This window comes from Paraburkholderia sp. SECH4 (assembly GCF_030511745.1).
Lineage (GTDB): Bacteria > Pseudomonadota > Gammaproteobacteria > Burkholderiales > Burkholderiaceae > Paraburkholderia > Paraburkholderia madseniana.
In genome coordinates, this window is sequence record NZ_JALOCP010000005.1 from 16,980 (window position 1) to 31,897 (window position 14,918).

Below are 14,918 nucleotides of genomic sequence, written 5' to 3' on the forward strand. Positions count from 1 at the left end.
CAGGCTCGTGCCTCAACTCATACGCCGCGGTCCCGTCGACGCCCGCACGATCAGTTGCGGCGGCGGCGCGAGCACCATCGACGGTTGCTGTTCAGGCGTCTGGATCAGCCGGATCAGACTCTCGATCGACAACTCCGCGACGGCTGCCGTCTGGATCGCAACTGTCGTCAACGCAGGGTGCACCTGGTGCGCCAGTTGAATGTCCGTAATGCCGATGACCGACACATCGTTCGGCACGGCGCGACCCAGCGTGATCAACGCCTGTGCCGCGCCGATCGCCAGCAGATCGTTGGTCGCGAAAATCGCGGAGAGGTGAGGGCGGTTCGCCATCAACTGCATGCAGGCGGCGTAGCCAGCGTCGATCGAGTCGCGGATCTGCAGCACTGCGGCCGCGTCTGTTTCGATACCGGCCTCGTGCACCACCGCGCGAAATCCGTTGGAGCGCGCATCCTGCAAGCCGCCGCACCCGTCGCCGATCAGAAGACCGATCTCGCGGTGACCCAATTCAAGCAGATGCCTCGCGGCAAGCGCACCCGCATGAGCAAAATCCACGGCGATGCAGGGCAGGGCGGGCGGCGCCTCAGGGTGTTCCCACATCGCCAGCAAGATCGGCGCGCTGTGCGTGGCCGACGCGCACAATTCGTTGAACTTGATGTCCGTGTTCATCACGAGGACACCGTCCGCGAGTGTGCCGGCGATCTGGTTCAGATACGCACGGCCGACCTCCGCATCGTCGTCGGTATTGCAAACCATCAGGAAGTATCCCGCTTTGCGTGCCGCTCGCTCGGCGGCCAACACGAACTCGGGGTAGAACGGGTTCGAGATGTTCGACAACATCAAGGCCAAGGTCGACGAGTGACCCTCGGCCAGCGCGCGGGCGTTCAGATTGGGCCGGTAGCCGAGATCGGCGATCGCCTTGAGCACGCGTTCGGCAGTCTCCGGGCGGACCTTCTCGCGGTTGCGCAGGACGTTGGAAACGGTGGCGGCGGTGACGTGTGCGCGCTTTGCGACTTCGGAAAGGGTGACCATGTTCTGTTTATCCCATATTCAGGGAGCGCGATTCAAATGTTGCAAGCAACCGGCGACGTTGATAACTTGCTGGAAAACACGACAGGAGACACCCATCATGACTTTTTCCATTGAGTTCGAATTTAAGCGATTAAATGCCTGCTGCACAAGAGCCAGCCGTTTATTTTTCATAGAAATTTAAGCGGTTAAATCAAGGAGGCAGCAGCATGGCAACGATTCGTCTTACGAACGTGCAGAAGTCGTACGGTGACCATCCGCCGGTGATCCGGCGCGTGAATCTCGAGATCGCGCAGCACGAGTTCTGCGTGTTTCTCGGGCCCTCGGGTTGCGGCAAGTCGACCCTGCTGAGAATGATCGCCGGTCTCGAAGACCTGAGCGAAGGCGAGCTGCACATCGGCGGCCGCCTCATGAACGATGTGCCCGCCGCCGGACGCGGCGTGGCGATGGTGTTCCAGAGCTACGCGCTGTTTCCGCACATGACCGTGTTCGACAACATGGCGTTCGGCCTGAAACTCGCGAAGCAACCCAAGGACGTGATCGACCGGAAGGTGCACGAAGCCGCGCGCATTCTGCAACTGGACGCCTTCCTTGACCGTTATCCGAAAGCGCTTTCGGGCGGGCAGCGGCAGCGTGTTGCGATCGGCCGGGCCATCGTGCGTGAGCCCGGCGTGTTCCTGTTCGACGAACCGTTGTCGAATCTCGACGCCGCATTGCGCGGCCAGACGCGTGTCGAAATCGCCCGCCTGCACCAGCGCTTCGCGAACGCGAGCGTGGTCTATGTGACCCACGATCAGGTCGAGGCGATGACGCTTGCCGACAGAATCGTGTTGCTGCATGCAGGAGCGGACGCCGAGCGCTTCGGCAGCATCGCGCAGAGCGGCGCGCCGCTCGAGTTGTATCACCATCCGAAGTCGCGCTTTGTGGCGGGCTTCATCGGTTCGCCGCGAATGAATTTCATCGATGCCGTGGTCGATTCGATCGAAGCGGGCAAGGTGGCCGTCACGCTGACGGAAAGCGGCGAACGGCTGGTCGCTCACGTGGACGGTCAACGTCTTCAGCGCGGCCAGCCCGTCACGCTCGGCGTGCGCCCGGAACATCTGCGTCTATCTGGCGACGAGCAGTTCATCCAGTGCGTCACGGTGCTATCGGAACGGCTGGGCGAGCACAGCTATATTCACGCGGATCACGCGGGCGGCACGCTCATCGCCAAGGCCGCGGGCGATACGCCGATCGGATCGGGCGAGCGCATCTGCATTCACGTTCCGCCTGCCGCATGTCATCTGTTCGATGCGGATGGCGTTGCACTGCGGCGCAGCATGTTCGAGCCCGAGCGGGTCGCCGCTTGAGGCGCCTGGCGCATCTCGGGCATCCAGGGCACCACCGAGTTCACAAAACCCTATTCCGCCAAAGAGCGGGTACATCGTCTGGCAGCGAGCCGCTGTCAGCCAACAAGGTAGTCAAGGAGACATAAGATGATTTCTCTTCGCCTTCGCCGTCTGGCATACGCGTCGATTGGGGTCGCACTGGTTGCAGGCGCGCTCTGCGCCACCGCGGCTGACGCGGCCACGTTGACCGTCAACGTATCGGCGCGCGGTAATCAGCGCTCTACGTGGCAGGACGCGTTCGACAAGTTCAAGAAAGCCAATCCCGACGTCGACCTCAAGGTGACCTACATCAGCGAGGAAGCGTACAAGGTGCAGATGGGCGGCTGGCTCGCCACCGATCCGCCTGATGTCGTGTCGTGGCACGACGGCGAGCGCATGGCGTATTACGCGCAACGCGGCCTGCTAGAAGATCTGTCCTCGGACTGGAGCAAGAACGGCTGGTCGCAGCAGTATGCGTCGGTGAAGGACGCCTCGACGTATAAGGGCAAGCAGTACGCCGCGCCGCTCGGTTACGACGCCTACGGCTTCTTCTATCGCAAGGATCTGTTCGAGAAGGCCGGTATCAAAGGCGAACCGAAAACGTGGGATGAATTTCTCGACGCCTGCAAGAAGCTGAAGGCCAGCGGCGTGGCACCGATCGCCGTCGCGGCGCGCGATAGCTGGACGCTTGCCGCGTGGTTCGACTATCTCGACCTGCGCATCAACGGCAACGCATTCCACCAGCAGTTGATGGCCGGCGAAATTCCCTACACCGATGCACGCGTTAAAAAGGTCTACACCGCGTGGAAAACGCTGATCGACGATCACTACTTCATCGACAACGCGCTCTCCTACGACCTCGATTCGATTGCGCCGTTTCTCGTGAATGGCAAGGCGTCGATGATGCTGATGGGCACGTTTTTCTCGGCGAGCATTCCGGCGTCCCTCCGGCCGCAGACCGGTTTCTTCCGCTTCCCGGTGATCGACGCGAACGTACCGATGGCCGAAGACGGTCCGGTCAATGTGCTGCTGGTTCCGGCCAAAGCAAAGAACAAGGCCGATGCCCGCAGACTGCTTGCCTTCATGGAACAGCCGCAGATCAACGCCGATCTCGCGAAGGGTTGGGGGACGTTGCCGTCGAACAGCCAAGCGGCCGAACCTGAAGACGAGATTTCGAAGGTCGGTTTCCAGACTCTCGCGAACACGAAGGGCGGTATCGCGCAGTTCTACGATCGCGACATGCAGAAGGAAATGGCCGACGAAGGCATGAAGGCGATGCAGCAGTTCTACAGCGATCCGTCGCAACTCGACGCCGTGCTGGTCCGCCTCGAAGCGACCCGCAAGCGCATCTACAAGAAGTAAGCCCCGGAGCGCCAGCAAGGCAGCAAGCGCTGGCGCTCGCCTTCGATCTCCGACGAGGCCCGATCATGTCTCATTCCGCAGCGCGCCGCCTACCCGCGGCGCGGCACCGGCACGTCTCCACGACGCGCCGTCATCAGCACCGCGCGGCGCTTTTCTTCCTGCTGCCGGGCTGTGTGTTGTTTTGCCTGTGCGTGGTCTACCCGATCATCAGCAGTATTTCGCTCAGCTTTTACAACTGGGACGGCATGACGCCGAAGACGTTCGCGGGCTTCGATAACTACATCGAACTGTTTCACGCGGACACGTTCTACACGGCGCTCAAGAACAACCTGATCTGGCTCGCGCTATTCCTGTTGGCGCTGCCGCTCGGGCTGCTCTTCGCGTTGTATCTGAACCAGCATATCCGTGGCATGAGGGTTGTGAAGTCGCTGTTTTTCGCGCCATTCGTGCTATCGGGCGTGGTGGTCGGGCTCGTGTTCAGCTGGTTTTACGATCCGGGTTTCGGCTTGCTGAGGTTGATCGTCGGTCATGGCATTCCTGTGCTCGGCGATCCGCATACGGTGACCTTCGGCATCATCTTCGCCGCGCTGTGGCCGCAAACGCCGTTTTGCATGGTGCTGTATCTCACCGGGCTGACAGGCATCAATCCCGAAGTGGTCGAGGCGGCACGCATGGAGGGCGCAAAAGGCGTGCGTCTGCTATGGCACGTGATCCTTCCGCAACTACGGCCTGCCACATTCATGGCAGTGGTGCTGACCGTGATCGGCGCGCTGCGCAGCTTCGACCTGATTGCGGTGATGAGCGGCGGCGGTCCCTTCGATAGCTCGACCGTGCTCGCCTATTACATGTACGACCAGGCAATCAAGTACTACCGCGAAGGCTATTCCGCGGCAATTGCCGTCGTGCTGTTCGCCATCATGCTCGTCTACATCGTGTTCCATCTGCGCCGCATGCTGCGCGAAGAACACTGATTTCCAGGAGTCACGCGTCATGTATCCGCTTCCCGTCGAACGCTGGAAACCGCTCAACCGCACATTGTACAAAGCGTCGTTGCCGCTCGCGCTGCTGATATGGCTGCTGCCGATGCTGGCCGTGCTCGTCACGTCGATCCGCTCGTCGGACGAGTTGTCGCAAGGCGACTATTGGGGCTGGCCCAAGCATTTTGCGTTGATCGAAAACTACGGCACGGCGCTTACCCAAACGCCGATGCTGCATTACTTCGCCAATAGCGTGCTGATCACGGTGCCCTCGGTGATCGGCGCGATCGTGCTGGCTTCAATGGCGGGATTTGCGTTGGCGACCTACCGCTTCCCGGGCAATACCGCTGTGCTGTTCGCCTTTGTAGCCGGCAACTTCGTACCGATCCAGATTCTGATGATCCCGGTGCGCGACATGGCCCTGAAAGTGGGCCTCTTCAACAGCGTGTGGGCGCTGGTGATTTTTCATGTGTCGTTTCAAACTGGTTTTTGCACGCTGTTTCTGCGCAACTTCATCAAGCAGTTGCCGTTCGAGATGATCGAGGCGGCGCGCGTGGAAGGGGCGAGCGAATGGACGATCTACTGGCGCATCGTGCTGCCGCTGATTCGTCCCGCGCTCGCCGCGCTGGGCATCCTCGTGTTCACGTTTGTCTGGAACGACTACTTCTGGGCGCTGTGCCTCACGCAAGGCGATGAGGCTGCGCCGATCACCGTGGGCGTCGCCGCGCTTAAAGGCCAATGGACCACGGCATGGAATCTGGTTGCCGCCGGCTCGGTGCTCGCCGCTTTGCCCTCTGTGCTGATGTTTTTCCTGATGCAGAAGCATTTCGTCGCCGGCCTGACTTTCGGCGCAAGCAAGGGCTGATCGCCCGTTTGCCGTCATTTAACAAAGAGACTCTCTCATGCAACTTGGTGTTTGCTACTACCCCGAACAATGGCCGCGTTCGATGTGGGCCGACGATGCGAAACGTATGATCGAACTCGGCATCACGCATGTGCGGATCGCCGAATTCGCATGGAGCCGGATGGAGCCGCGCGCCGGCGAATTCGCCTGGGGCTGGCTCGATGAAGCCGTCGAGACGTTGGCAGCCGCGGGGCTGAAACTCGTGCTGGGCACGCCGACCGCGTCGCCGCCGAAGTGGCTGATCGACGCACACCCGGATGTGTTGCCGGTGCGTGCGGACGGCGTGCGCTGGAATTTCGGCTCGCGTCGCCACTACGATATTTCCAGCGAAACCTATCGGCGTGAGTGCGTACGCATTGTCACCGCGATGGTGGAGCGCTATGGACGCCATCCGTCTATCGTTGCGTGGCAGACCGACAACGAACTCGGCTGCCACGAGACCGTGCCGAGCTATTCGAGCGCGGCACTGGCGCGCTTTCAGACCTGGCTGCAGCATCGCTACGAGCGCGTCGAGGCGTTGAACGATGCATGGGGCAATGTGTTCTGGAGCATGGAGTATCCGTCGTTCGAGGCGATCGGCCTGCCTAACCTCACGCCCACCGACGCCAATCCGATCCATCTGCTTGACTTCCGCCGTTTCATGTCGGATGAGGTAGCCAGCTTCCATCGCGAGCAGATCGACGTGCTGCGTGAGCATGCACCCGAGGCGGATCTGCTGCACAACTTCATGGGCTTCTTCACGACCTTCGATCATTACCGTTTCGCCGAAGACAACGCGCTCGACGTGGTGGCCTGGGACAGCTATCCGATCGCGCGCACGGAATCGATCGCACTGCCTGAAGAACAGAAGGCGCGCTACGCACGTACCGCGCATCCGGACGTCTCGGCATTCGATCACGACCGCTACCGCGCGATCGGCGCGGGCCGTTTCTGGGTGATGGAGCAACAGGCAGGGCCGGTGAACTGGGCGCCGTGGAATCCGGTGCCCGCGCAGGGCATGGTCCGGCTGTGGGCTTATGAAGCGTTCGCACATGGCGCGGAACTGGTGTCGTATTTTCGCTGGCGTCAGTGTCCGTATGCGCAGGAACAGATGCATTCGGGTCTCAACTTGCCGAACAACGAACTGTCGCCTGGCGGCCTCGAAGTGCAGCAGGCAGCGCGGGAAATTGCCTCGTCCGCAGCGCTGTCCGGCCTCGGTGCGCCGGCGCGCGCGGCCACCGCGATCGTGTTCGACTACGAGACGCAGTGGATGTTCGAGATTCAGCGTCATGGCAAAACCTTCGACTATCAGACGCTGGCGTTCGACTACTACGAGGCGCTGCGTGAACTCGGCCTCGACGTCGATATCGTGTCGAGCAAGGCCGATCTTTCGCCGTACCGGTTAGTGGTGGTGCCGAGCATTGCCGTGATCGACGACACGCTCGTCGATCAGATCGAGCGGAGTTCGGCGCAATGGGTATTCGGCCCGAGGAGCGGTTCGAAGACCACGACCTTCGCCATTCCTTCGAGCTTGCCACCCGGCGCATTGCAACGCGTTCTGCCGATGCAGGTGCTCGAAGTCGAAACGCTGCGCCCGACGCTTACGCCAGCGCTTTCGATCGGAGACACGCAGGGCGTTGCGCTGCATTGGCGTGAGCACGTTCGCGCCAATGGCGAGACGACCGTCGACGCGCAATTCGACGACACGTGGCCGGCGATACTCACCCACGGAAGGGTTCGCTATGTGGCGGGGTGGTTGTCGCACGCGTTGCATCGCGAGGTTTTGCAGCAGGCGGCGAAGCAGGCGGGTATCGAGACGCAATTGCTGGCTGAGGGCTTGCGCATTCGCCGACGCGGCAATTTGACCTTCGCGTTCAACTTCGGTCCGGAGCAGGCGCAGGCGCCCGCGCCGGCCAATGCGACGTTTGTGCTGGGACATTCACAGTTGAAAACCGGTGACGTCTGTGCGTGGAGGAACGCATAGCCCAGCACATCAACGGGCTTGAGCAAGTGAGAAGCGAGAAGTGAGATGAGCGCGTTATCGGAGGGAGAAATGGCGCCAGAAATTTAAGCGCTTCAACCCGGAACAGGCGGCCTCTAAAAGAGCCGCCATTCAATCGATGGAGGATGACAGATGAACAGAAGAGAAATGCTCGGATGGCTCGCATCTGCTGGGGCTGCTGGTGTTGGCGCAACGGTCGGCGTGCCAGCCGTCGCCGGCGAACTGGGTTTGTTCGGCCGCGGAAAAGGGTTTGCAAAGGGAGCGGACGTGTCGACGCTGCTGGAACTCGAAGCCAATGGCGCGAAGTTTTACGAGCACGGTGTGCCGCTTGACTGTCTCTTCATTCTGAAGAGTCACGGTGTCGACTCGATCCGCATCAAGGTGTGGAACGATCCCGGCAATCCGAACTTTTTTCCAGCCGACCAAAGTCCCGCCGCAGGTTACAACAATGCCGAACATGTACGCGTGCTGGCTCGCCGCGCTGCTGCGCTCGGTATGCGCATACTGATCGATTTCCACTACAGCGACTGGTGGGCCGATCCGGGCAAGCAGTATCCGCCTCACGACTGGGCCGGCAAGGATATCGAGCAAACCTGTGCGCTGCTGTCCGAGTACACGTCGAAGGTCCTCACGATGCTCAAGCGCGATGGCGTGCATCCGGAGTGGGTTCAAGTCGGCAATGAAATCACGGGCGGCATGCTGTGGCCGCTCGGCAAATACGACCAGTGGGACAACCTCGCTCAACTGCTTAAGGCCGGGCACGACGCGGTCAAATCCGTCGATGACCGGATCAAGGTCATGCTGCACCTCGATAGCGGCGGCAACAATGCAACGAGCCGCTGGTGGTTCGACAGCGCGGTACAACGCGGCGTCACGTTCGATGTGATCGGCTTGTCCTACTACCCGCAGTGGCAAGGCTCGCTAAGCGACTTGCAGAACAATGCGAACGATATGGCGACGCGCTACGGCAAGGACGTGATGGTCGTCGAGACCGCATATCCGTGGACCACGAGCGACGGCGATTCGGAACCCAACGCGATGACCAATACCGGCTCCACAACGTTCCCGCAAACACCGGCCGGCCAGGCGCAATTTATCGGTGCGGTGACGGATATCGTGAAGGCGATACCCGGCGGCCACGGCAAGGGCGTGTTCTGGTGGGAGCCGGAATGGATCCCGACGCCGAATGTCGGCTGGAAAGTCGGCGCGGGTGACCAGTGGGACAACAACACGTTGTTCGATTTTCACGGCAATGCGTTGACGTCGCTGGATGCGTTCAGGAAGCGGTAGCCCTGGCTCTAACTACTAGCCGCTAGTGCGGCGAAATAGCCGTGCGGATAGCAGGCACTACTGCGCGGGTGCCTGCGATTTTTGCTGGTTTGCACAGTCCGAGGTGAACGCCATGCTGGCCTGATCGGGTGTCAAGTGGGGGGCGTTCGGGCTGTAGATCTTTTCGACGATGGCGGAGACTGCTTGCCGGTCGGATTCACCTTTGTAGTACTTGGCCGCTTGATCAAGCGCCTGCGCTTTCGTCTTCTTGTGCGCACGCCACGAGGCCACCTGGCCGGCAATATCGCCGATTGCAAAACATTGATCGCTGACTGTTTGTGCAACGGCTTCAACGGCCGGCTGCGCGAGGCACAGTGCGAGCACGGCCGATACAACTACGCGTTTCATGACGTGAATCCTGTCGTTAGATGGGCGACGGTGCAAAGGCAGTGGTATTGACCATTGCCATGCCCGCCCGAATCAATAACGGCGTAGTTTATCGGGAAGTGGCGGACGGTGCCTTTTACTCGCACCTCCCGCCTTTTTTCAATGCCCAAACGACTCCGCTTTCGCGCCAGCCCCTGCCGCCACGTGCGGCCGTGCCGCCTGCTTGATCAGCAACGCCACGCACGAAATCAGGCCCGCCACCGCAACCATCGCGAAGATGCCGCCAAAGGTGAAGTGGCGGCGCGTCAACTCGGCCACGAGGAACGAGCCCGCGATCCCGCCGAAGCGGCCGATCCCCAGCATCCACGCCACGCCTGTGCCGCGACCCTGCGTCGGGTAGAACGCGGCGGCAAGCGCCGGCATCGACGATTGCGCGGTATTCATCAGCACGCCGGCGACGAACACGATAAACACCAGCGCGCCCACATTGCCAACTGCCTGGCCGATGAAATACACGCTCACCGCGGTCAGCGCATAGCAGGCCGCGATGATGCGGTTCGCGTTGAAGCGGTCCATCAGCACGCCGCACAGCACGGCGCCGACGCCACCGAGCGGGAACAGCGCGGAAATCAGCGTCGCGCGTTGCGGCGTGAGTCCGGCGTCCTTCAGCAGAATCGGCATCCAGTTGATCGACGCGTAGAAGATCACGAGGCCCATGAAGTAGGCGATCCACAGCATCACCGAGCCGACGATGTACGAGCGCGAGAGCACCACGCCTATGCCCTTGCCGCCGGTTTGCGGCGCGGTTTCGGTCATGACGAAGCTGTCGGCCTGCGCGGCGTCGCTCGAAATGCGTGCCAGCGCTGCGCGGATCCGTTCGACCGGCTTGCTATTGGCCACCATATAGCGGACCGATTCCGGCATCTTCAGCACCAGCACGATCAGCAGCAAGAGCGGCGTGATACCGCCAAGCACCAGCACGCTGCGCCAGCCGAAGTGCGGAATCATCCACGCAGCGAGAAAGCCGCCGAAGGCGGCGCCGAGCGGAAAGCCGCAGAACATCAGATTGATCACGGTCGCGCGGCGGCGATCCGGACAGTACTCGCCCATCATCGTCACGGCGTTCGGCATGGCCGCGCCGAGGCCGACGCCGGTGACGAAGCGCAAGATCGTCAGGTGTTCGATGTTGTTCGAGAACGCCGAAGCGAAGCAGGTCACGCCGAACAGCAGCACCGAGCCGAGCAGCATCGAGCGCCGCCCGAGCCGGTCGGACAGCGGCCCTGAGACGAGCGCGCCGCACGCGAGGCCGAACAGCGCCGCGCTCAACACTGGCGCGAGCGCCGGCCGGGTGATGCCCCATTCGGAGATCAGCGACGGTGCAATGAAGCCGATCGCGGCCGTGTCAAAACCGTCCAGCAGGACGATGATGAAACACATGAAAAAGATGAGCCACTGGAACGGCGAGAAGGGGTGGTCGTTGATAAACGTTTGAACGTTCACAGCGTTGCTGCGGCTCATGGTGGTCTCCTGACTGCAGAATACGTAAAGGCTCGCCGTAACGAGCCTTCCTTTCTATTACGATCGTACGCCGGTTGGAAGCGGTGCACGATGCCTATGCCGGCGACGGCGCGCTGTGGAAGCCATCGCCGATGGTCGCGCTGGCCGTGACGATGAGGCCCGAACCTGCCGTGCCGAGCGTGTTGCCGTTGGTGCGCTGGAACGCCTGTAGCGCATACAGATCGATGCGCTTCGACAATGCATAGTACTCGGGCAGGTTGACCTGCCTCGACCTGCGAGAAGATGCAGGTGATCCAGGCGCCGATAATTTCACCTGGTTTGTTCGTATAAAGAACGCTGATTCTCTATAAGAACACGCCGAACTGTAAGTAGTTTGACAACGAGGGGCAACGCGGGATTACCCGACCATGGCACTGAGGCCCCATCCAATGAGGCAGAGCGACAGAACAGTGGGAATGGCTGGGGATGCCGCGGCGCAGGGTGCGCCGGGAACGGGACGTGCAGGTGGGGCGAGCGCCGAGGACGGCGCTCGGGGCCGTGCTCAAAAGATCACATAGACCTTTCGCATGGTTTCCTCGACTTCCCAAAGACCTTCGGTATTGGCTTCGAAAAAGAGCGTGTCGCCGCTTTCGAAATGGATGGTCTCTTCGTTATCGGGCGTGAAGCGGCCGCGTCCCGCGAGGAAGTGCATCACCTCGGCCTGCTTGACCGAGCGACGGTACGTGCCCGCCGTGCATTCGAAAATACCGGTGTCGATGGCTTCGCTGCCCTTGATCACGCGCTGCACGCCGGACACCTGAATCGGCGTCGTGCCCGGCAGCCCCGCCGTGCCCCAGTCCTCCAGATTCTGCAGATTCACGCTTTGCTTGATGCTTTGAACCTTCATTTTCACGTTACCTTTTGAATGTGCATGAGCCGAGTCACCGGCCGCTCGTGTTCGTCACGGTCTGTTCGATCTTGCCCAGCCGCACGACGGTGACACCGGGACGCAATTGCCGCAGCGACGGCATCACGAGCATGCAGTTGTCGTAAGGCGTGACCACCGCTTCGCCATTCGACCAGCCGATGACCGTGCCGGCCTCCGGAAAGATCTCCAGTCCGGTGTAGGGCGCCGCGAAACGAAAATCCATACTGGTCGCGACCACCGGCTGTGTGACGCGGACGATGTGCTGGGTGGGCGGCAGCGGCGCCAGCCAGCCGTCCGGCAGATCGGCTTCATCGATCACGCCTGCCAGCAGCAGAAAGCGTGCGGTCGTATCGCGAGCCACGGCGACTGCGCTTCGTTCCCAGTGTTGTCCGCATTCGATCAGCAAGGCGTGTTTCGCGCTATCCGCGGTGCCGAAGCCTTCGTAATCGCGCATGCGGCGGCCTTCGGGATGGCCCTCGTCGCAGATCACCGTGGCGGGTGTGCCGAGACGCACCGCAAGGTCGATGCCTTTCTGCAGCGGTCCCGCCACGATCAGCGGCTTGCATTTCTCATGCATCGAATGCAGATCGAGGAGCGCATCGACTGTGTCGATCACCGGGCGCATCTCGCGTGCTCGGGCCAATTCGCTCGACGTGCGCGACGTGTCGTCGAGCACCGCGGCGGTCCACACGCGGTTGAAGTCCTGATCGACGAAGCGGGCGGCGTCGGGCTTAGCCGGGTCAAAGCGCCGATACGCAGCGACGTTCGCAAAGGCAAGCGTAAGGCGCCCACGACGTGGCCTCAACGCGCGCCGCAGCAGTTCGTCGACGACGATCGCCCCGCACACTTCGTTGCCGTGCGTGAGCGCATTGATCATCACGTGCGGTCCCGGCACGCCCGAGTCGAACGTATGAACGTAGGCGATGCCGGACGGCGATTGCTCGTGAACTGAAATATCGGGGAATTCGACTTCGATGGGGTAGGCTTCCATGCTCATTCGAACGTGTCCTCGCAGAGGGTTGGAATCGACAGATCGACAGATCGTTGGGCTCAGGCGAGTTTAGCCGCGATTGCCTGGCCGACTTCGGTGGTGTTCGCCTTGCCGCCGAGGTCGCCAGTATGCGGGCCTTCGATCAGCGTTGCTTCGATCGCCGCGAGAATCGCGTCATGCGCCTCGCGTTCCTTGCCTTCGTGATTGCCGAGGAAGTCGAGCATCATCGCGGCGGACCAGATCATCGCAATCGGATTGGCGATGTTCTTGCCGGCGATGTCAGGCGCCGAACCGTGCACCGGTTCGAACAGCGACGGAAACTTGCGGTCCGGGTTCAGATTGCCCGACGGCGCGAGGCCGATCGTGCCCGTGCAGGCCGGACCGAGATCGGAGAGGATGTCGCCGAACAGATTGGTGGCGACCACCACGTCGAAGCGATCCGGGTTGAGCACGAAGCGCGCGCAGAGAATGTCGATGTGCTGCTTGTCCCACGTCACATCCGGGTATTGCGCCGCGACGCCGGCCGCGCATTTGTCCCACCACGGCATGCTGATCGCGATGCCGTTGCTCTTCGTCGCCACGGTGATCTTCTTGCGTTCGCGCCGTTGCGCGAGGTCGAATGCGAACTTCAGCACGCGCTCGCTGCCGTGCCGCGTGAAGACGGATTCCTGCAGCACGAACTCACGCTCGGTGCCTTCGAACATCACGCCGCCCACAGACGAATATTCGCCCTCGGTGTTTTCACGCACGATCCAGAAATCGATGTCGCCTGCCTTGCGGCCTGCGAGCGGCGAAGGCACACCGGCGAAGAGCCGGGCAGGGCGCAGGTTGATGTACTGGTCGAATTCGCGCCGGAACTTCAGGAGAGACCCCCACAGCGAAATATGGTCGGGCACCGTGTCGGGCCAGCCGACCGCGCCGAACAGAATCGCGTCGGCGGATTGCAGTTGGGCCTTCCAGTCGTCCGGCATCATCTTGCCGTGCTTTGCGTAGTAATCGCAGCTCGCCCATTCGATGTGCTGATACTCCAGTTCGATGCCGAAGCGTTTTTTCACCGTCTCCAGCACGCGAATGGCTTCCGGCATCACTTCGACGCCGATGCCGTCGCCCGGTATGACCGCAATCCGATAGGTCTTCGACATGTTCCTGCTCCTCCGTTGGGAATTTCGATGGTTCGATAACGCTTATTTTATTCCTGCTGTTTGAGCTTAAAATAGTCGCTTTAGTTAAGCCACTGTGCACGAATCGTGTACAAACAATCTGCGACCGAGCGACCTATGAACGCCGTCCCATCACCCGATCTAGACGATTTGCGCGTGTTTTGCGAAGTGGCGCGCAAATCGAGTTTCAGCGCGGCGGCGGAGGCGCTGTCGGTGTCCGCGGCGTACGTCAGCAAACGCATCAATGTGCTCGAGACTACGCTCGGTACGCGGTTATTGCACCGTTCCACGCGGCGCGTCGCGATTACGGAGGCTGGTGAACGGGTCTACACTTGGGCCGAAAAGATTCTCGACGACGTCGACCAGCTGGTGGAAGACGTTTCCACTACGCGCCGCATCCCTGGCGGCAAATTGCGCATCTCCAGCAGCTTCGGCTTTGGCCGCCGTTTCGTCGCGCCCGCGCTGGCCCGGTTCTCCGACCGGTATCCGCAATTGAGTGTGCGGCTCGATCTGTTCGACCGGCTCGTCGACGTGGGCGGCGAAGGCTTCGACCTCGATGTCCGTATCGGCGACGAAATCGCGCCGCACCTGATTGCCAAACGGCTCGCGTCGAATCATCGGGTACTGTGCGCGTCGCCGGAATACCTCGCGCGGCACGGTGCGCCGCGGCAACTTGCGGACCTGTCGTCGCACGCGTGTCTTGCGATCAAGGAGCGCGACCATCCATTCGGTCTCTGGCGTTTGACGGTGCGCGGCGAGGCGGCATCGATCAAGGTCACGGGACCGCTGTCGACCAATCACGGTGAGGTGGCCGTGCAATGGGCGTTGGCCGGACGCGGAATCGTGCTGCGCTCGATGTGGGACGTGCGGCCGTTGCTCGACAGCGGCCAGTTGCGGCAGGTGTTGCCGGATGTCACGCAACCCGCGAACCTGTGGGCGGTGTATCCGGCGCGGCTCGCTCAGTCGGCGAAAGTGCGGGTATGTGTCGACTTTCTGAGCGAGGAGTTCGCGCAATGGAGTCCGCCGCCCGATACAACGGCGGCGGAAAAGGCGAGCTGAATTCGAAAAC

13 protein-coding genes and 1 pseudogene are annotated in these 14,918 nt (G+C 61.5%); 7 read left to right on the top strand and 7 right to left on the bottom strand.

The window, feature by feature from the left end; all coding sequences use genetic code 11:
- Nucleotides 1–12: 12 nt before the first annotated feature.
- Nucleotides 13–1,029: a LacI family DNA-binding transcriptional regulator gene (locus M0D67_RS09225; protein ID WP_266238634.1), complete on the bottom strand. Its 1,017-nt coding sequence runs from the start codon at nucleotides 1,027–1,029 to the stop codon at nucleotides 13–15.
- A 206-nt stretch (nucleotides 1,030–1,235) separates the two neighbouring features.
- Here M0D67_RS09225 and M0D67_RS09230 point away from each other — a divergent pair, with 206 nt between their 5' ends.
- From M0D67_RS09230 to M0D67_RS09255, 6 genes are all read left to right on the top strand, one after another.
- Nucleotides 1,236–2,375 carry an ABC transporter ATP-binding protein gene (locus M0D67_RS09230; RefSeq protein ID WP_266238635.1) on the top strand — a complete coding sequence of 380 codons (1,140 nt, stop codon included), beginning with the start codon at nucleotides 1,236–1,238 and terminating at the stop codon, nucleotides 2,373–2,375.
- Between the two features lie 126 nt (nucleotides 2,376–2,501).
- Entirely contained in the window at nucleotides 2,502–3,755 is a 1,254-nt protein-coding gene (locus M0D67_RS09235) for an ABC transporter substrate-binding protein (protein WP_266238636.1), read from the top strand.
- Nucleotides 3,756–3,820: 65 nt separating this feature from the next.
- Complete coding sequence (locus M0D67_RS09240; protein ID WP_266238637.1) at nucleotides 3,821–4,726, top strand: carbohydrate ABC transporter permease; 906 nt, start codon at nucleotides 3,821–3,823, stop codon at nucleotides 4,724–4,726.
- Nucleotides 4,727–4,745: 19 nt separating this feature from the next.
- Nucleotides 4,746–5,597 carry a carbohydrate ABC transporter permease gene (locus M0D67_RS09245; RefSeq protein ID WP_054039330.1) on the top strand — a complete coding sequence of 284 codons (852 nt, stop codon included), beginning with the start codon at nucleotides 4,746–4,748 and terminating at the stop codon, nucleotides 5,595–5,597.
- Between the two features lie 37 nt (nucleotides 5,598–5,634).
- Nucleotides 5,635–7,599 (top strand): beta-galactosidase, encoded by a 1,965-nt coding sequence (locus M0D67_RS09250; RefSeq protein ID WP_266238638.1) that lies wholly within the window; start codon nucleotides 5,635–5,637, stop codon nucleotides 7,597–7,599.
- A 150-nt stretch (nucleotides 7,600–7,749) separates the two neighbouring features.
- Complete coding sequence (locus tag M0D67_RS09255; RefSeq protein ID WP_266238639.1) at nucleotides 7,750–8,907, top strand: arabinogalactan endo-1,4-beta-galactosidase; 1,158 nt, start codon at nucleotides 7,750–7,752, stop codon at nucleotides 8,905–8,907.
- Nucleotides 8,908–8,964: 57 nt separating this feature from the next.
- Here M0D67_RS09255 and M0D67_RS09260 read toward each other — a convergent pair whose 3' ends face one another.
- The 6 genes and pseudogenes from M0D67_RS09260 to M0D67_RS09285 form a co-directional block, all read right to left on the bottom strand.
- Nucleotides 8,965–9,294, bottom strand: a complete 330-nt coding sequence (locus M0D67_RS09260; RefSeq protein ID WP_266238640.1) for a hypothetical protein — start codon at nucleotides 9,292–9,294, stop codon at nucleotides 8,965–8,967.
- A gap of 138 nt (nucleotides 9,295–9,432) precedes the next feature.
- On the bottom strand, nucleotides 9,433–10,791 hold the full coding sequence (locus M0D67_RS09265; protein ID WP_266238641.1) for an MFS transporter: 1,359 nt from the start codon (nucleotides 10,789–10,791) through the stop codon (nucleotides 9,433–9,435).
- Nucleotides 10,788–11,074: pseudogene (locus M0D67_RS09270) on the bottom strand (hypothetical protein); the annotation flags it as partial. The gene M0D67_RS09265 and the pseudogene M0D67_RS09270, both read right to left, overlap by 4 nt.
- 258 nt (nucleotides 11,075–11,332) lie before the next feature.
- Nucleotides 11,333–11,677, bottom strand: coding sequence for a cupin domain-containing protein (locus tag M0D67_RS09275; protein ID WP_154562467.1), 345 nt, complete (start codon nucleotides 11,675–11,677; stop codon nucleotides 11,333–11,335).
- Nucleotides 11,678–11,711: 34 nt separating this feature from the next.
- On the bottom strand, nucleotides 11,712–12,695 hold the full coding sequence (locus tag M0D67_RS09280; protein ID WP_266238642.1) for a succinylglutamate desuccinylase/aspartoacylase family protein: 984 nt from the start codon (nucleotides 12,693–12,695) through the stop codon (nucleotides 11,712–11,714).
- 53 nt (nucleotides 12,696–12,748) lie between these two features.
- Nucleotides 12,749–13,831, bottom strand: a complete 1,083-nt coding sequence (locus M0D67_RS09285) for a tartrate dehydrogenase (RefSeq protein WP_154562463.1) — start codon at nucleotides 13,829–13,831, stop codon at nucleotides 12,749–12,751.
- 135 nt (nucleotides 13,832–13,966) lie between these two features.
- Here M0D67_RS09285 and M0D67_RS09290 point away from each other — a divergent pair, with 135 nt between their 5' ends.
- Nucleotides 13,967–14,908: a LysR substrate-binding domain-containing protein gene (locus M0D67_RS09290; RefSeq protein WP_266238643.1), complete on the top strand. Its 942-nt coding sequence runs from the start codon at nucleotides 13,967–13,969 to the stop codon at nucleotides 14,906–14,908.
- The last annotated feature ends 10 nt before the right edge of the window (nucleotides 14,909–14,918 follow it).